This is a genomic window from Citrobacter sp. Cpo109 (genome assembly GCF_030332565.1).
Classification (GTDB): Bacteria; Pseudomonadota; Gammaproteobacteria; order Enterobacterales; family Enterobacteriaceae; genus Citrobacter; species Citrobacter portucalensis.
Window position 1 is genome coordinate 192,687 of the sequence record NZ_JAOWHQ010000055.1, and the last position, 16,157, is coordinate 208,843.

Here is a 16,157-nt window from a genome sequence, read left to right on the forward strand (position 1 = left end):
CCTGTTTCCGCTGTCCCCGGCTTTTTCTTTTTTTTCTGCTGAGGCATAACGTATGGCATGTGGCGAGTTTTCCCTGATTGCCCGTTATTTTGACCGCGTAAGAACTTCTCGTCTTGATGTCGAAACCGGTATTGGTGACGACTGCGCACTTCTGAACATCCCTGAAAAACAAACGCTGGCGATCAGTACCGATACGCTGGTGGCAGGTAACCACTTCCTCCCCGACATTGATCCGACCAATCTCGCCTGGAAAGCGCTGGCGGTGAATTTGAGCGATCTGGCGGCGATGGGGGCGGATCCTGCGTGGCTGACGCTGGCGCTCACATTACCTGACGTCGATGAAGCCTGGCTGGAAGCCTTCAGCGATGGCCTGTTTGAACTCCTCAATTACTATGATATGCAGCTGATTGGCGGTGACACCACGCGTGGGCCGCTGTCGATGACGCTGGGTATCCATGGCTACGTCCCCGTTGGGCGGGCCTTAAAACGCTCTGGCGCGAAACCGGGTGACTGGATTTATGTTACCGGCACGCCGGGTGACAGTGCGGCCGGGCTGGCGATTTTGCAGAACCGATTGCAGGTTGCAGATGCAACAGACGCGGACTATCTGCTGAAACGCCATCTGCGTCCCACGCCGCGTATTTTGCAGGGACAAGCCCTGCGCGATCTGGCCAGTGCGGCTATCGATATTTCCGACGGTTTGATTTCCGATTTGGGGCACATCGTTAATGCCAGCGGCTGTGGCGCACGGGTTAACGTTGATGTGCTGCCATACTCCACGGCATTGTCACAGCACGTTGAGCCGGAACAGGCCCTGCGCTGGGCGCTCTCGGGCGGTGAAGATTATGAGTTATGCTTTACCGTACCGGAAATTAATCGTGGTGCGCTGGACGTGGCGCTGGGAAATCTCGGCGCAGCGTTTACCTGCATTGGGCAGATGAGCGCGGACGTGGAAGGCATTCACTTTACGCGCGATGGAAAACCCGTCACGTTTGACTGGAAAGGATATGACCATTTTGCCGCGCCTTAAAAAAGATGTCGCCAAAAGCCGCCTGAGTATGCGCAATCCGTGGCACCTGTTAGCCACCGGTTTTGGCAGCGGGCTGAGCCCAATTGTTCCTGGCACGATGGGATCGCTGGCGGCGATCCCTTTTTGGTATTTAATGACCTTTCTGCCGTGGCAGCTGTATTCGCTGGTGGTGATGTTATCTATCTGTATCGGCGTTTATCTGTGCCATCAAACGGCGAAAGATATGGGCGTGCACGATCACGGTAGCATAGTCTGGGACGAGTTTGTCGGGATGTGGATTACCCTGATGGCGCTGCCGACAAACGACTGGCAGTGGGTTGCCGCCGGATTTGTGATTTTCCGTATTCTGGATATGTGGAAGCCGTGGCCGATTCGTTGGTTCGATCGCAACGTGCATGGCGGGACGGGAATCATGATCGACGATATTGTGGCTGGAATACTCTCTGCCGGAATTTTGTATTTTATCGGTCATCACTGGCCGGTAGGTATCATTTAACCCTTTTCAGGGGCTATTGTAGGCCCGATAAACGCCGAGACATCGGGCGATCAGTGCCGGATGCGCTATGCTTATCCGGCCTACAATCTTCAACCGCGCTTATTTAAATCCCACCACCGGATGCTGTTTGTACGGCGTTTCCAGCTCGGCAATTTGCTCCGGCTTCAACGTTAAATCTACCGCGTTGAGCAACTCATCCAGCTGTTCCTCACGCGAAGAGCCAATAATTGGCGCTGCCACGCCGGGTTTGCTCAGCAGCCAGGCCAGCGCAACCTGTGCCCGCGTTACACCCAACTCCTCACTGACACCGGTCAGTCGTGCGGCGATTTGCGCGTCGTTTTCATCGCTCTCGTTGTACAAATTTTTACCGACTTCATCGGAAACCAGACGTGCGGTCGTTTCTCCCCAGGGACGCGTCAGGCGACCGCGCGCCAGCGGGCTCCATGGGATGACGGCCACGCCTTCCTGATAGCAAAGCGGCAGCATTTCGCGTTCTTCTTCGCGGTAGATTAGGTTGTAGTGATCCTGCATGCTGACGAACTGCGCCCAGCCGTGTTGCTTTTGTAAGGCCAGTGCCTGGGCAAACTGCGAAGCGTGCATGGATGAGGCGCCAATATAGCGAGCTTTACCGGCTTTTACGACGTCGTTGAGGGCCTCCAGCGTTTCTTCGATCGGCGTGTTGTAATCCCAGCGGTGAATTTGCAGGATGTCCACATAGTCCATACCCAGGCGTCGGAGACTGTCATCAATCGAGCGCAGGATTTGTGCGCGGGATAATCCTTCCGCTAAATCATCAACCTGATGAAAAACCTTGGTAGCGACCACGACATCTTCGCGGCGGGCGAAATCACGCAGCGCGCGACCGACAATCTCTTCGCTACTGCCAGCGGAGTAGCTGTTGGCGGTATCGAAAAAGTTAATGCCGCCCTCAAGGGCGTGTTTGATTATCGGGCGGCTGCTTTCTTCAGGTAGCGTCCAGGCGTGATTGCCGCGATTGGGTTCGCCAAACGTCATGCAACCCAGGCAAAGGCGGGAGACCCGTAGGTCGGTTTTTCCTAAGATGTTGTATTTCATCAATCCACTCCTGCTTAGCTCGTGATGAATTAAGCATAGCAGGAGCGTGGAGGGGATTATGCCAGCCAGGCCTTGATTTTGGTCTCAATTCCGGCGGCATTCAGACCCAGATCGGCACGAGCTTCATCCTGAGTTCCCTGCGGGATGAAGAAGTCTGGTAGGCCAATGTTCAGCACCGGGACGGGCTTACGATGGGCCATCAGCACTTCGTTTACGCCGCTGCCAGCACCACCCATAATGGCGTTCTCTTCAATGGTAACCAGCACCTCGTGTTGGGCAGCCATTTCAAGGATCAACGTTTCATCCAGTGGTTTCACAAAACGCATATCGACCAGAGTGGCGTTCAGAGACTCTGCGACCTGAGCGGCTTCCGGCATCAGGGTGCCGAAGTTGAGAATCGCCACTTTTTCCCCGCGACGTTTCACGATGCCTTTACCAATTGGCAGTTGTTCCAGCGGGGTCAGCTCAACGCCCACCGCGTTGCCACGAGGGTAGCGCACGACCGTTGGGCCGTCGTTGTAGTGATAACCGGTGAACAGCATCTGGCGGCATTCGTTTTCATCACTCGGGGTCATGATGACCATTTCCGGGATGCAGCGCAGGAAGGAGAGATCGAAAGCCCCCTGATGGGTTTGTCCATCTGCGCCAACAATCCCTGCCCGGTCAACGGCGAACAGGACCGGCAGTTTCTGGATGGCTACATCGTGCAGCACCTGATCGTAGGCGCGTTGCAGGAAAGTCGAGTAAATGGCTACCACCGGCTTGTAGCCGCCAATCGCCAGACCGGCAGCAAACGTCACCGCGTGCTGCTCGGCAATCGCCACATCGAAATAGCGGTCCGGGAACTTACGTGAAAACTCCACCATTCCGGAACCTTCGCGCATCGCCGGGGTGATTGCCATCAGCTTATTGTCTTTCGCTGCGGTCTCGCACAGCCAGTCACCGAAAATTTTTGAATAGCTCGGCAGGCCGCCACTGCTTTTCGGCAGGCATCCGCTGGACGGATCGAATTTGGGTACCGCGTGGAAGGTTATCGGATCTTTTTCCGCAGGCTCGTAGCCACGACCCTTTTTGGTCATGATATGCAGGAACTGCGGGCCTTTCAGATCGCGCATGTTTTTGAGCGTAGTAATAAGCCCCAGCACGTCGTGACCGTCCACCGGACCGATATAGTTAAAGCCCAGTTCTTCAAACAGAGTCCCCGGCACAACCATACCTTTAATGTGTTCTTCAGTACGTTTGAGCAGTTCTTTAATCGGCGGCACGCCGGAGAAGACTTTCTTCCCGCCTTCGCGCAGCGAGGAGTAGAGTTTGCCAGAGAGCAGCTGTGCCAGATGATTGTTCAGCGCGCCAACGTTCTCTGAAATCGACATTTCGTTGTCGTTGAGGATAACCAGCATGTCGGGCCTAATATCGCCCGCGTGGTTCATCGCTTCAAACGCCATCCCTGCGGTGATGGCTCCATCACCAATCACACACACGGTACGGCGCTCTTTACCTTCTTTCTCGGCGGCAACGGCAATACCGATACCTGCGCTGATGGAGGTTGAAGAGTGCCCAACGCTTAGTACGTCATACTCGCTTTCACCGCGCCATGGGAACGGATGCAGGCCGCCTTTCTGACGAATGGTGCCGATTTTATCGCGGCGACCAGTCAGAATTTTGTGCGGATAAGCCTGATGTCCCACATCCCAGATTAACTGGTCAAACGGGGTGTTGTAGACATAGTGCAGCGCGACGGTGAGTTCCACCGTGCCCAGACCAGAGGCGAAGTGCCCGCTGGAACGGCTTACGCTGTCGAGCAAATAGCGGCGCAGTTCGTCGCAAAGCTTTGGCAGGCTCTCTTTTGGCAGCAGACGTAACTCCTGGGTGGAGTCGACCAGCGCCAGGGTCGGGTATTTGGCTATATCAAAACTCATCGCAAGCTCATGGGATATGTTGGTTTATTTATCACGCTGGATTATGTAGTCCGCTAGCGCTTCCAGTGCCGAGGTATCGAGTGACTGTGCGGCCAGCAGACTTAGCGACTGGCGGGCGTCCTCGATTAAATCCCGGGCTTTATTCTGGGCTTGCTCAAGACCCAGAAGTGCAGGATAGGTACTTTTGCCAAGCTGCTGGTCAGCACCCTGACGTTTACCCAATGTTGCAGTATCGCCTACCACATCCAGGATGTCATCCTGAACCTGGAAAGCCAGACCGATGCTTTCTGCGTATTTGTCGAGTATTGGCAGGCATTCTCGCCCTTTATCGCCAGCACTTAACGCTCCCAAACGCACGGCGGCGCGAATCAATGCTCCGGTTTTATGGCGGTGAATCCGCTCCAGTGCATCCAGCTCAACCTGATGACCTTCAGCTTCCAGATCCAGTGCCTGGCCGCCGCACATACCGGCGATGCCGCTGGCCTGAGCCAGTTCAGAGATCATCGCGATGCGGTCACGGTCAGTGACTTCCGGCATTGGGGCGTCGCTGATAATGGAGAATGCCAGCGTTTGTAGCGCATCTCCGGCCAGGATCGCATTTGCCTCGCCAAATTTTACGTGGCAAGTCGGCAGACCGCGTCGCAGGTCATCGTCATCCATCGCGGGCAAATCATCGTGCATCAGCGAATAGGCATGAATGCATTCGACGGCGGCAGCGGGAGCATCAAGCGTACTCAGGCTGACACCAAACATCTGACCGGTCGCATACACCAGGAACGGGCGCAGACGTTTACCGCCTAATAATGCGCCATATTGCATGGTTTCTACCACGGGAGTGTTCTGAAAGGGCAGTGGCGCGATAAAACGGCTCAGTGCCTGGTTTGCCTGCTCAACGCAAGCCTGTAGCTGCTGCGTAAAATCCATTTACTCATTATCCGGTGTAAAAGGCGTAAGGGCGGCGTCTTCAGTATCTGACAGCAGGATTTGTACGCGCTGTTCAGCCTGTTGTAATTTGACCTGTCCCTGACGCGCCAACTGTACGCCACGTTCGAATTCGTTCAACGCTTCTTCTAACGGCAGGTCGCCGCCTTCCAGACGGGTAACAATTTGTTCCAGCTCGCTCAGCGCGGTTTCAAAACTGGCGGGCGCTTCATTTTTCTTCGGCATAATGAATGTCTGACTCTCTGTATTGGCAGCACAAGACTATGGTAACGGACTCGCACTGATAAGCAAATAACGCGCAATGTGCACAGTAGCCGCGTGATGGTGATATACTTGCGCGCCTGGATGCAGTCGCGGGTATGGGCTGCTGTATTTTTTTCCATTACAAGTCATTCAGACTTGCCTAAGAACCATTGCCGCCATGAAGTTTATCATTAAATTGTTCCCAGAAATCACCATCAAAAGCCAATCTGTGCGTTTGCGCTTTATAAAAATTCTGACAGGGAACATTCGTAACGTTTTAAAGCACTATGATGAAGACCTTGCCGTTGTCCGTCACTGGGATCACGTTGAGGTTCGCGCTAAAGATGAAAGCCAGCGCCTGGATATTCGCGACGCGCTGACCCGTATTCCGGGTATCCACCACATTCTCGAAGTAGAAGACGTGCCGTTTACCGATATGCACGATATTTTTGAGAAGGCACTGGTGCAGTATCGCGATCAACTGGAAGGTAAAACCTTCTGCGTACGCGTTAAGCGTCGCGGGAAGCATGAGTTTAGCTCCATTGAGGTGGAACGTTATGTTGGCGGTGGACTGAACCAACATATTGAATCTGCACGCGTGAAGCTGACGAAGCCGGACGTGACGGTTAATCTTGAAATCGAAAACGACCGTCTGCTGCTGGTTAAAGGCCGCTATGAAGGTATTGGCGGTTTCCCTATTGGTACGCAGGAAGATGTACTGTCGCTGATTTCCGGCGGTTTCGACTCCGGTGTGTCCAGCTATATGCTGATGCGTCGCGGCTGCCGTGTGCACTATTGCTTCTTTAACCTTGGCGGCGCAGCGCATGAAATCGGCGTTCGCCAGGTGGCGCATTACCTGTGGAATCGCTTCGGTAGTTCGCATCGCGTGCGTTTTGTTGCTATCAACTTTGAACCGGTGGTCGGTGAGATCCTGGAGAAAGTTGATGACGGCCAGATGGGCGTGGTTCTCAAACGTATGATGGTTCGCGCGGCGTCGAAAGTCGCTGAGCGCTACGGCGTACAGGCGCTGGTAACCGGTGAAGCACTGGGCCAGGTGTCCAGCCAGACGCTGACCAACCTGAGTCTGATCGATAACGTATCCGACACCCTGATCCTGCGCCCGCTTATCTCCCATGATAAAGAGCACATCATCAATCTGGCGCGTGAAATTGGTACCGAGGACTTTGCCCGTACCATGCCGGAATACTGCGGTGTGATTTCAAAAAGCCCGACGGTGAAAGCGATCAAAGCGAAGATTGAGGCCGAAGAAGAAAACTTCGATTTCTCTATCCTCGATAAAGTGGTTGAAGAAGCGAACAATATCGATATTCGCGATATCGCCCAGCAGACGCAGCAGACCGTGGTAGAAGTGGAAACCGTGAGCGGTTTCGGCCCGAATGACGTAATCCTTGATATCCGTTCTGTGGATGAACAGGATGATAAACCGCTGAAGATTGAAGGTGTGGACGTCGTTTCTCTGCCATTCTACAAGCTGAGCACTAAATTCGGCGATCTGGACCAGAGTAAAACCTGGCTGCTGTGGTGTGAACGCGGAGTGATGAGCCGTCTGCAGGCGCTTTATCTGCGCGAGCAGGGCTTTGAGAACGTGAAGGTGTATCGCCCGTAATTGAGTAAACACCGTGTTGTAGGCCGGATAAGGCGGTTACGCCGCCATCCGGCAATATAACGATATTATTCAAACCGCACGGGAAGCGTCTTCCCGTTCGACTCCCAGAGCCCCTGATAGACACCGTCTTTTAACTCTAGCGTTATCTTCTCTTGCGTTTGTTCAGCCGCAGATGTCTTCAGTTCATAATGTTGATTGTCGGCTGTGTCGCATTTGCCGGTCAATTCAATCGGTGCGCCAAATTTTTGGTAAAAGTAAGCCCCTTCAAAAAAATCACCGTATTTGCAGTCCACCTTCAACACAATACGCATGCTTTTTCCCAGCGTGCCGTACATGACTTTGCCGTCAATGCCGGGCGCTGGCGAAACTGGTGTTGTACTCTTTGCGGTAGTCAGATATTGGCCGTACGGTGTGAGTCGATTTTGCAGTTCCGCGGTTGGGATTTTCGTTGTGAAATCACCCAACTCGTCGAGCGCACGGCTGGCGTGGTTGCTACAGCGTCCGTTCAGGAAAGCCAGATGGTCTTTTTGCAGGGAGAATTTGTCGATGTAGTACAAACCGTCGGTGTAGGTTGCGCACGATGCGTAGAATTCGGCATAGTTAAAATCTTCACCTTTCTCTTCTTTTATTTGTTCTGGTGTTTGCGAATTATGTGCCGTAACAAAGGTATCGATTTGGCCGCGGATATTTTTTCTGATGCGGGTGTTTAATTCGGCGATTGTAGCCCGGGAAAAGAGATCGTTAAGGGTAATTGCCGCACCGCTGGCTAAATCGAAGCTGATCGGCACATTGTACGACTCGCAATACGCCCCGCAACCTTCGATAAACATGTTGAGCGTCAGGATTTTTGCGTCGCGATACTCAACCGTGTAGTCAAGGTTTGCGGTGGGATTCATGGCTGATTTCGCAAACTGATTTACTGTGGTCTGTGTAGTATTGCCCGGTAGCTGATTGATAAAGCTTGCGAAAATATAATCGTTAATGCGTTTTGCAACTTTGGGGTTATCCGTCGAGGAAAACCATGGCACGCGATACTGCATTTCAGTGCTTCCGGGATAGCGATACTCAATACTCTTTATTTCGAGTTGCGTCGCTGTGGCATAACCGGAAAGGAGCAGTAAAGCCACTCCACTCAGATATCCTTTCATTATGATTCCTTATAAGGGAGTGGCTCGAAGATTTACTCGTAGTAGTTATAGATTCCCGCGGCCATCACCAGCTGTGACGCCACCTCGTGAGCTTTTTCGCGACTCACCAGCAGATCAATGATTTTTAAACCGAAATCGATTGAGGTTCCCGGTCCCTGGCTGGTTAACAGATTGACGCGCGGATCCCATACGACGCGCTTGTCCTGCCACTGGTTAGCGGGAATTTGGTCTTTCAGCGCCGGAAAACCGGTCATGTTACCGATGGGGAAAATATCGTGTGGGACGAGTACGGTGGCGGCCGCGGCGCAAATTGCCGCGACAATGCGCCCGGAACGATGAAACTGTTTCACGGTTTCGATAAGCAGCGGGCTGTCGCGAAAACACTCGGCGCCTTTAATACCGCCCGGTAGCACGATAATGTCGAAATCGCCGTCAGCAACTTCGACTAATGGTGCATCCGCCAGCAGCTTTACTCCGCGTGAGCACACAATAGTCAGGCCGCCATCGCTGGCGACGCTGGCGGTTGTGACCTTAATTCCGCCGCGAACCAGCAGATCGATAGTGGTGACCGCTTCGGTCTCTTCACTACCAGGGGCGAGACATACCAGTGCTTGAGCGCTCATACTCACTTTCCTTTCTCTTAACCATTTCAAACAGGTGGGCATTTTCCGGAACGGCGATGCCGTGCGCGCGGGCGCGTTTTAACAAATAACCGGTAATGTAGTCGATCTCAGTATGGCGCAGGGCACGTATGTCTTGCAGCATCGATGAGATATTTTCCGCCGTACTGTCAATCACTTGCTCGACATAATAGCGTAAATCATCCACAGATGTGTGGTGGCCTTCGCGTTCAATGACCGCGGCCACTTCCTCGCAGATGAGTGCTATTTTTTCAGGATGATGGCGTAACTCGCCGTTTGGGCAATCCCATAATGCGGTAAGCGGGTTAATGACACAGTTGACGGCCAGTTTGCGCCACAGCTCGGCGCGAATAGTGTCGTGCCAGGCGACGTCCGGTAGCACCTCTTGCAGGACTTCAGCCAGATAACTGAAATCACCGTCTTGTTCACGCGCCGGACCAATGCGCGTTGTTCCCTGAGCGACATGAATGATGACGTTCCCGTCACGGCGTGCCGCGTGGGTGGTGGTGCCCATCAGCAGAGGTTGCTTAATGCTATGCAGCTCTTCAATCGTCCCCATACCGTTGTGAATCAGCAGAATCGGGGTGGTTTCAGGCAGAATTGCGGCCAGGCCTTTTACCGCATCAGAAACCTGCCAGGCTTTAAGGGTGACCAGCAGCAGGTCGCTTTTTGCCAAAAAGTCGGGGTCGTTTGCCGTCAGGGATTCATTAAAAACTGACCCATCCGTGTCGATCAGGTTTACGCTGCAATAGGGTTGCGGTACGCGTAGCCACCCTTGCACCTCATGTCCATGTTTGCATAGCGTGGTAAGCCAAAGCTGTCCTAGCGCTCCACATCCCAGTACGGTAATTTTCATTCTTCCTCCTCACCTGCAACAGCACCAGGTGTTAATCCATATCGGCCGTACCCCATTATTGTTCGCAGGTATCAGTACCACGTACAATTAAAGGATACAGCCTAGTATAGCGCTGTCTGTTGGGTAACTTTGCAGGTATTATGCTTCGCATCAAAAATGAAGGGAGAGGAAAAGATGCCATCTTTCGATATTGTTTCTGAAGTTGATCTTCAGGAAGCCCGTAACGCGGTAGATAACGCCAGCCGTGAAGTGGAGTCACGCTTTGATTTTCGTGGCGTTGAAGCGACTTTTGAGCTGAATGAGTCAAATAAGACGATTAAGGTGCTGAGCGAGTCTGATTTCCAGGTCAATCAGTTGCTGGATATTCTGCGTGCCAAGCTGCTCAAACGCGGCATTGAAGGCACGTCGCTGGACGTACCAGAAACCTTCGTGCACAGCGGTAAAACCTGGTTTGTTGAAGCTAAGCTGAAGCAGGGCATTGAAAGCGCGGTACAAAAGAAAATCGTTAAGCTGATTAAAGACAGCAAACTGAAGGTGCAGGCGCAGATTCAGGGCGAAGAAATCCGTGTAACCGGCAAGGCGCGTGACGACCTGCAATCCGTCATGGCACTGGTTCGCGGCGGCGATCTCGGTCAACCGTTCCAGTTCAAGAACTTCCGCGATTAAGTCGTAATGCCTGATGGTGCGACGCTTATCAGGCCTACAGGTAGCACACGCTATTGGTAGGCCGGATAAGACGATAGCCGCCATCAGGCAATCATCACGCCTTACTGATGGCCTGCTCAACCTCAAATCGATTGGTGACTTTGCTGTCGATTTTCACGTAGGCCGAATGCTCTTTCGCCACAATTAACACTTCGCTTATTCCTTCTTTTGCCAGCAGACGCTTCTTCAACGTGTCATCCGCGGCAATTTCAGGTGGGATTTCTACACGCAGGCTGCTGACGTACGGCGGATCTTTCATTGTACTTGCCACCAATAACCAAACTGCTGCCAGAAGCGCGCCAGCCAGGAATACGGCCTGACCATCAAACATTTCGACCACCCAACCGCCGAGCGAACCGCCAATCGCCACGCCAAGAAACTGGCTGGTGGAGTAAACGCCCATCGCCGTGCCTTTATAGCCAGCCGGAGACTCTTTACTGATAAGTGAGGGGAGGAGGGCTTCCATCAGGTTGAAGGCGAGGAAGAATATCTGCACGCCCGCAATCAGCCCCCAGAAACGAATGTTAGCGCTCCACAATACAATCTCTGCAATAAGTATCAGTAACACGCAGGCGAGGAACACACGTTTCATCTTGCGCTTCACTTCGGCGTAAATGATGAACGGCACTACGGAAACAAAGGACAGCAGCATCGTCACCAGATAAATTTTCCAGTGCTCTGCGGCGGGGAAGCCCGCTTTCGCCAGTTGGCCTGGTAAGGCGACGAATGTGGACATCAGCAAAATGTGCAGGCACATGATGCCAAAATTGAGCTTCAGCAGTTTTGGCTCCGCCAGCACTTTGCTGAAGCTGCCTTTTACCATGCCCGACTCGCGGTTCAACACGTGGGTAGTGCTATTGGGAACGACCCAAATGGTTAGCACAATACCCGTGGTAGCAAGAGCTGCAATCATCCAGAACAGCGCGTGTAGCCCCAGCGCATGGGTAACTATTGGTCCCAGCACCATCGCAATGGCGAAGGTGATACCGAAGCTGACGCCGATAAACGCCATCGCTTTGGTACGGTTTTGCTCACGGGTTAAGTCGGAAAGTAGCGCCATTACGGCAGCAGCAATCGCGCCAGAGCCTTGCAAAGCCCGGCCAAGAATAATTCCCCAGATTGAATCGGAGAGAGCAGCAATTATGCTGCCGAGAACGAAAACCGCCAACCCGCCGACGATAAGTGGCTTACGACCGATGCGGTCAGAGAGCAGGCCAAAGGGGATTTGGAAAACGGCTTGCGCCAGACCATATATGCCGATGGCAAGGCCTATCAGCGCTTCGCTGGCACCCTGTAGCGCCATACCGTATGTGGTCAGAACCGGCAGGACCATAAACATGCCAAGCATGCGCAACGAGAATACGGTCCCTAAACCCCAGGTGGCGCGCAACTCACCGGGCGTCATTTTGTAATCGTTCATTCCCACCTCTGTATTAATTTCGCGCCTAGTGTAAAGCGCTAAGCAGGCTGGGTAAATATGCGCTTTATTAACAAATGTTGGGGTTGTGAGGGGCGTTGGCTGGAGACGAAAATGCCGGATAGAGATCTGAACGTAACTTATCCGGCCTACAAGCTATGTGCTTTTTTGTAGGCCGGATAAGGCGTCAGCCGCCATCCGGCATAGAAGGTGTGACGATTAACTTACCAGACGTAAGTCAGCAGGTTCTGCGAGTTTGGCACCATAAAGTCGACGGACATCATCACGGAAAGCGCGGTAATGGCGATGATGGAGAAGCCGAACAGCTTGCGCGCCCAGACTCTGTCATCTTCCACTTTATAACCGCGCAGCGCCATGCCCAACCACCAGACGCTCACCGCCGCCGCAACAATCAGGTATTTATAACCTGCATAACCGCCCAGGGTTAGCATCAGCGTGGCGATAGCAAATGCCACGATATACAGCGTGATATGGTTCTTCGCGACCGAAATGCCTTTTACCACTGGCAGTACAGGGATGTTGGCAGCCTGATAATCCTTGAAGCGGAAAATCGCAATCGCGTAAGAGTGCGGCATTTGCCACAGGCTGAAGATAGCCAGCAGAATCAGCGCACCGCTATCGAACTCACCGGTTACGGCGCAGTAGCCAATCACCGGCGGCGCAGCGCCGGAGAGTGAGCCAATCAGCGTACCGTAAACGGAATGGCGCTTCATATACAGGCTATAGACGCCCACGTATACCACGAAGCCCATCACCCCCAGCCAGCAGGCCAGAGGGTTGGCACCAAACCACAGCAGCATAAAGCCAGCAATACCCAGCAAGGTGGCGTATACCAGCGAGACGGCAGGAGAAATCAGACCTTTAACCAGCACGCGGTTTTTGGTCCTCTCCATCTTCCTGTCGATATCCCTGTCGATATAGTTGTTAAATACACAACCCGACGCCACAACCAGTGACACCCCAACCAGCGTGTAGATAAACAGGGGATAATCAATGCTGCCTTTCGAGGCCAGCAGGAATCCCCCAATCACCGAGATCAGGTTGCCAAAGATGATGCCTGGTTTCGTTACTTGCAGGTATTGCTTAAACATCATAATCGCCGCTCTTAGTGCATCATCATGTTGTAGTTAAGGTTCCACATAATCCAGATGGAGCCCACAACCAGGATGGCGATGATTAGCACAGTAAAGACAAAGGCCGTCATGTTCCAACCTTCATCAGATTTGCTATTCATGTGCAGGAAGCACACCAGGTGCACCAGAATCTGTACCACTGCCATTGCCAGAATAGTTCCCAGAATGACGGCCGGTGAGGCAGAACCTGTCATCACCATCCAGAACGGAATGACCGTCAGGATGATCGACAGGATAAAACCTGTCATGTAGGTTTTTACGCTGCCATGGGATGCGCCGCCGCTCTCGTTAGAATGACTCATTACATCGCCCCCATCAGATAAACAACAGTGAACACACAGATCCACACCACATCCAGGAAGTGCCAGAACAGGCTCAGGCACATGATGCGGGTACGGTTAGTACTGGTCAGGCCGCGACGAGCAACTTGCACCATCAGCACTGCCATCCAGATAAGACCGGAGGTGACGTGCAGACCGTGCGTGCCGACCAGCGCGAAGAACGCAGACAGGAAGCCACTGCGATCCGGGCCCATACCGTTAACAATCAGGTGATGGAATTCATAGAGTTCCATCCCGATGAATCCGGCACCGAACAAGAAGGTCAACGCCAGCCAGGAGATAACCTGGCTCTTGTTGTTCTTGTACATGGCAATCGCTGCCATGCCGTAAGTAATGGAGCTGAATAACAGCAGGAATGTTTCAACCAGAACGAACGGCAGTTCAAAAATGTCCTTACCTGTCGGGCCACCTGCGGTGCCGTTCACCAGAACGGCATAGGTTGCAAACAGAATAGAGAACAGAATGCAGTCGCTCATCAGGTAGACCCAGAATCCGAAGATCTTGGTCTGGCCTGCATCGTGGTGCCCGTGTTCGTGCGCGTGGGCAGTCGCGTGCGTTAAAGTATCAGTTGCCATTTTTCAGCCCTGCCTTAGTAATCTCATCGAAATGCTGGTTTTCCAGTTTTTCGACTTCCGGGACCGGCACGTAGTAATCCACGTCTTCATCAAAGCTTTTCACAATCCAGCTGATGATCATGCCTGCAAAGCTTGCAATCGCCAGCCACCAGATATGCCAGATCATGGCGAAACCAAACAGTGTTGCGAAGGCGGTAATGACGATACCGGCACCGCTGTTCTTCGGCATATGAATTTCTTCATAGTGCGCAGGCTGCTTGTACGCTTCACCTTTTTCTTTCATTTCCCAGAAGGCATCACGCTCGTGAACGTGCGGCACAACGGCAAAGTTATAGAACGGAGGCGGGGAAGAGGTTGCCCACTCCAGCGTACGACCACCCCATGGGTCACCGGTCAGGTCACGGTTCTGCTCGCGGTCGCGAATAGAAACGAAGATCTGAATCAGCTGGCACAGGATACCCAGTGCAATCAGCGCGGCGCCGCAGGCGGCAACGACCAGCATCGGATGGAACTGTGGATCAATCTGCTGGCTGAGGCGACGGGTCATACCCATGAAGCCCAGCACGTACAGTGGCATAAATGCTACGAAGAAGCCGATGATCCAGAACCAGAATGCGCGTTTACCCCAGGTTTCGTTCAGCGTGAAGCCAAACGCTTTTGGCCACCAGTAGGTCATACCAGCGAAGCATCCAAATACGACACCGCCGATGATAACGTTATGGAAGTGCGCGATCAGGAACAGACTGTTGTGCAGAACGAAGTCCGCACCCGGCACCGCCAGCAGTACACCGGTCATGCCGCCGACTGAGAAGGTGACGATAAAGCCAATCGTCCACAGCATTGCTGAGTGGAATACGATACGGCCCTGATACATGGTGAACAGCCAGTTGAAGATCTTCACCCCGGTCGGGATGGCGATAATCATGGTGGTGATACCGAAGAAGGCGTTTACGTTAGCGCCTGCACCCATGGTGAAGAAGTGGTGCAGCCAAACAACGAACGACAGAACGGTGATACACACGGTTGCCCACACCAGCGAGGTGTAACCAAACAGACGTTTACGCGAGAAGGTTGCCGCGATTTCGGAGAACACACCGAAGACTGGCAGAACCAGAATGTACACTTCCGGATGGCCCCAGGCCCAAATCAGGTTGATGTACATCATCATGTTGCCGCCCATATCGTTGGTAAAGAAATGGGTGCCCAGATAGCGATCCAGGGTTAGCAACGCGACGGTAACCGTCAGGATTGGGAAAGAGGCGATAATCAGGATGTTCGCGCACAGAGATGCCCAGCTAAACACCGGCATCTTGAACATGGTCATTCCTGGTGCACGCATCTTAATGATGGTCACAAAGAAGTTGATACCGGTCAGGGTTGTACCAATACCGGACAACTGGACTGCCCATATCCAATAGTCGACCCCGACGCTTGGACTGTACTCTATTCCCGAAAGTGGCGGATACGCCAGCCAACCGGTCTGCGCGAATTCACCCACGCCCAGAGAAAGGTTAACCAGGATTACGCCGACAACGGTGAACCAGAAGCTCAGGTTGTTCAGGAACGGGAATGCAACGTCACGTGCGCCGATCTGCAGCGGAACCACCAGGTTCATCAGACCGATAACAAATGGCATTGCCACGAAGAAGATCATAATCACGCCGTGAGCCGTGAAGATCTGGTCGTAGTGGTGAGGAGGCAGGAAGCCCGCTTCACCTGCAGAAGCCAGCGCTTGCTGACTACGCATCATGATGGCGTCGGCAAAGCCACGAATCAACATGACGATTGCGACGATGACATACATGATGCCAAGGCGTTTGTGGTCAACCGAGGTTAGCCACTCTTTCCACAGGTAGGTCCACTTACCGAAGTAAGTGATAAGGCCCAGTAAGGCCGCACCACCGATGATAATGGCAGCAATCGTAACCATGACAATAGGTTCATGGAACGGAACTGCATCCAGCGTCAATTTTCCGAACATCGTATTCT

16 protein-coding genes are annotated in these 16,157 nt (G+C 53.1%); 4 read left to right on the forward strand and 12 right to left on the reverse strand.

What is annotated here, in order from left to right; translation table 11 throughout:
• Positions 1-52: 52 nt before the first annotated feature.
• A complete protein-coding gene (thiL, locus tag OGY71_RS09120) occupies positions 53-1,030 on the forward strand; it encodes a thiamine-phosphate kinase (RefSeq protein WP_286613153.1) in 978 nt (325 codons plus the stop codon).
• Positions 1,008-1,526, forward strand: coding sequence for a phosphatidylglycerophosphatase A (pgpA, locus tag OGY71_RS09125; protein WP_003021578.1), 519 nt, complete (start codon positions 1,008-1,010; stop codon positions 1,524-1,526). The genes thiL and pgpA overlap by 23 nt, the downstream gene beginning before the upstream one ends.
• Before the next feature lie 99 nt (positions 1,527-1,625).
• Here pgpA and yajO read toward each other — a convergent pair whose 3' ends face one another.
• The 4 genes from yajO to xseB are packed head-to-tail and all read right to left on the reverse strand — an operon-like array spanning position 1,626 to position 5,686.
• The gene (gene yajO / locus OGY71_RS09130; RefSeq protein ID WP_008783931.1) at positions 1,626-2,600 is read right to left on the reverse strand and encodes a 1-deoxyxylulose-5-phosphate synthase YajO; all 975 of its coding nucleotides are present in this window, start codon (positions 2,598-2,600) and stop codon (positions 1,626-1,628) included.
• Positions 2,601-2,656: 56 nt separating this feature from the next.
• Positions 2,657-4,519, reverse strand: coding sequence for a 1-deoxy-D-xylulose-5-phosphate synthase (dxs, locus tag OGY71_RS09135; protein WP_193135105.1), 1,863 nt, complete (start codon positions 4,517-4,519; stop codon positions 2,657-2,659).
• Positions 4,520-4,543: 24 nt separating this feature from the next.
• Positions 4,544-5,443: a (2E,6E)-farnesyl diphosphate synthase gene (gene ispA / locus OGY71_RS09140; RefSeq protein WP_008783932.1), complete on the reverse strand. Its 900-nt coding sequence runs from the start codon at positions 5,441-5,443 to the stop codon at positions 4,544-4,546.
• Positions 5,444-5,686 (reverse strand): exodeoxyribonuclease VII small subunit, encoded by a 243-nt coding sequence (gene xseB, locus OGY71_RS09145; protein WP_003021586.1) that lies wholly within the window; start codon positions 5,684-5,686, stop codon positions 5,444-5,446. It abuts the gene before it with no gap.
• A gap of 196 nt (positions 5,687-5,882) precedes the next feature.
• Here xseB and thiI point away from each other — a divergent pair, with 196 nt between their 5' ends.
• Positions 5,883-7,331, forward strand: a complete 1,449-nt coding sequence (gene thiI, locus OGY71_RS09150; RefSeq protein WP_267440544.1) for a tRNA uracil 4-sulfurtransferase ThiI — start codon at positions 5,883-5,885, stop codon at positions 7,329-7,331.
• Positions 7,332-7,396: 65 nt separating this feature from the next.
• Here thiI and OGY71_RS09155 read toward each other — a convergent pair whose 3' ends face one another.
• Genes OGY71_RS09155 through panE form a run of 3 tightly spaced genes read right to left on the reverse strand, consistent with a single transcriptional unit; the run spans position 7,397 to position 9,976 of the window.
• A complete protein-coding gene (locus OGY71_RS09155) occupies positions 7,397-8,479 on the reverse strand; it encodes a hypothetical protein (protein WP_267440543.1) in 1,083 nt (360 codons plus the stop codon).
• A gap of 32 nt (positions 8,480-8,511) precedes the next feature.
• The gene (yajL, locus tag OGY71_RS09160) at positions 8,512-9,102 is read right to left on the reverse strand and encodes a protein deglycase YajL (RefSeq protein WP_003831000.1); all 591 of its coding nucleotides are present in this window, start codon (positions 9,100-9,102) and stop codon (positions 8,512-8,514) included.
• On the reverse strand, positions 9,065-9,976 hold the full coding sequence (panE, locus tag OGY71_RS09165) for a 2-dehydropantoate 2-reductase (protein WP_003831001.1): 912 nt from the start codon (positions 9,974-9,976) through the stop codon (positions 9,065-9,067). The genes yajL and panE overlap by 38 nt, the downstream gene beginning before the upstream one ends.
• A gap of 174 nt (positions 9,977-10,150) precedes the next feature.
• Here panE and OGY71_RS09170 point away from each other — a divergent pair, with 174 nt between their 5' ends.
• Positions 10,151-10,642: a YajQ family cyclic di-GMP-binding protein gene (locus OGY71_RS09170; RefSeq protein WP_003831002.1), complete on the forward strand. Its 492-nt coding sequence runs from the start codon at positions 10,151-10,153 to the stop codon at positions 10,640-10,642.
• 94 nt (positions 10,643-10,736) lie between these two features.
• On the opposite strand, the gene OGY71_RS09175 is transcribed toward OGY71_RS09170, so the two are convergent.
• The 5 genes from OGY71_RS09175 to cyoB form a co-directional block, all read right to left on the reverse strand.
• The gene (locus tag OGY71_RS09175; RefSeq protein WP_267440542.1) at positions 10,737-12,101 is read right to left on the reverse strand and encodes an MFS transporter; all 1,365 of its coding nucleotides are present in this window, start codon (positions 12,099-12,101) and stop codon (positions 10,737-10,739) included.
• A 221-nt stretch (positions 12,102-12,322) separates the two neighbouring features.
• A complete protein-coding gene (gene cyoE, locus OGY71_RS09180) occupies positions 12,323-13,213 on the reverse strand; it encodes a heme o synthase (protein WP_003831005.1) in 891 nt (296 codons plus the stop codon).
• 11 nt (positions 13,214-13,224) lie between these two features.
• Entirely contained in the window at positions 13,225-13,554 is a 330-nt protein-coding gene (locus OGY71_RS09185) for a cytochrome o ubiquinol oxidase subunit IV (RefSeq protein WP_003831006.1), read from the reverse strand.
• The gene (locus tag OGY71_RS09190) at positions 13,554-14,168 is read right to left on the reverse strand and encodes a cytochrome o ubiquinol oxidase subunit III (RefSeq protein WP_003831007.1); all 615 of its coding nucleotides are present in this window, start codon (positions 14,166-14,168) and stop codon (positions 13,554-13,556) included. The genes OGY71_RS09185 and OGY71_RS09190 overlap by 1 nt, the downstream gene beginning before the upstream one ends.
• Positions 14,158-16,149, reverse strand: a complete 1,992-nt coding sequence (gene cyoB, locus OGY71_RS09195) for a cytochrome o ubiquinol oxidase subunit I (RefSeq protein ID WP_003831008.1) — start codon at positions 16,147-16,149, stop codon at positions 14,158-14,160. Before cyoB ends, OGY71_RS09190 begins: the two co-directional genes overlap by 11 nt.
• Between the last annotated feature and the right edge of the window lie 8 nt (positions 16,150-16,157).

Bases quoted from the DNA above. Each gene is read 5' to 3' on its own strand.
- thiL (WP_286613153.1), top strand. From the start codon at position 53: ATGGCATGTGGCGAGTTTTCCCTGATTGCCCGTTATTTTGACCGCGTA.
- pgpA (WP_003021578.1), top strand. From the start codon at position 1,008: ATGACCATTTTGCCGCGCCTTAAAAAAGATGTCGCCAAAAGCCGCCTG.
- yajO (WP_008783931.1), bottom strand. From the start codon at position 2,600: ATGAAATACAACATCTTAGGAAAAACCGACCTACGGGTCTCCCGCCTT.
- dxs (WP_193135105.1), bottom strand. From the start codon at position 4,519: ATGAGTTTTGATATAGCCAAATACCCGACCCTGGCGCTGGTCGACTCC.
- ispA (WP_008783932.1), bottom strand. From the start codon at position 5,443: ATGGATTTTACGCAGCAGCTACAGGCTTGCGTTGAGCAGGCAAACCAG.
- xseB (WP_003021586.1), bottom strand. From the start codon at position 5,686: ATGCCGAAGAAAAATGAAGCGCCCGCCAGTTTTGAAACCGCGCTGAGC.
- thiI (WP_267440544.1), top strand. From the start codon at position 5,883: ATGAAGTTTATCATTAAATTGTTCCCAGAAATCACCATCAAAAGCCAA.
- OGY71_RS09155 (WP_267440543.1), bottom strand. From the start codon at position 8,479: ATGAAAGGATATCTGAGTGGAGTGGCTTTACTGCTCCTTTCCGGTTAT.
- yajL (WP_003831000.1), bottom strand. From the start codon at position 9,102: ATGAGCGCTCAAGCACTGGTATGTCTCGCCCCTGGTAGTGAAGAGACC.
- panE (WP_003831001.1), bottom strand. From the start codon at position 9,976: ATGAAAATTACCGTACTGGGATGTGGAGCGCTAGGACAGCTTTGGCTT.
- OGY71_RS09170 (WP_003831002.1), top strand. From the start codon at position 10,151: ATGCCATCTTTCGATATTGTTTCTGAAGTTGATCTTCAGGAAGCCCGT.
- OGY71_RS09175 (WP_267440542.1), bottom strand. From the start codon at position 12,101: ATGAACGATTACAAAATGACGCCCGGTGAGTTGCGCGCCACCTGGGGT.
- cyoE (WP_003831005.1), bottom strand. From the start codon at position 13,213: ATGATGTTTAAGCAATACCTGCAAGTAACGAAACCAGGCATCATCTTT.
- OGY71_RS09185 (WP_003831006.1), bottom strand. From the start codon at position 13,554: ATGAGTCATTCTAACGAGAGCGGCGGCGCATCCCATGGCAGCGTAAAA.
- OGY71_RS09190 (WP_003831007.1), bottom strand. From the start codon at position 14,168: ATGGCAACTGATACTTTAACGCACGCGACTGCCCACGCGCACGAACAC.
- cyoB (WP_003831008.1), bottom strand. From the start codon at position 16,149: ATGTTCGGAAAATTGACGCTGGATGCAGTTCCGTTCCATGAACCTATT.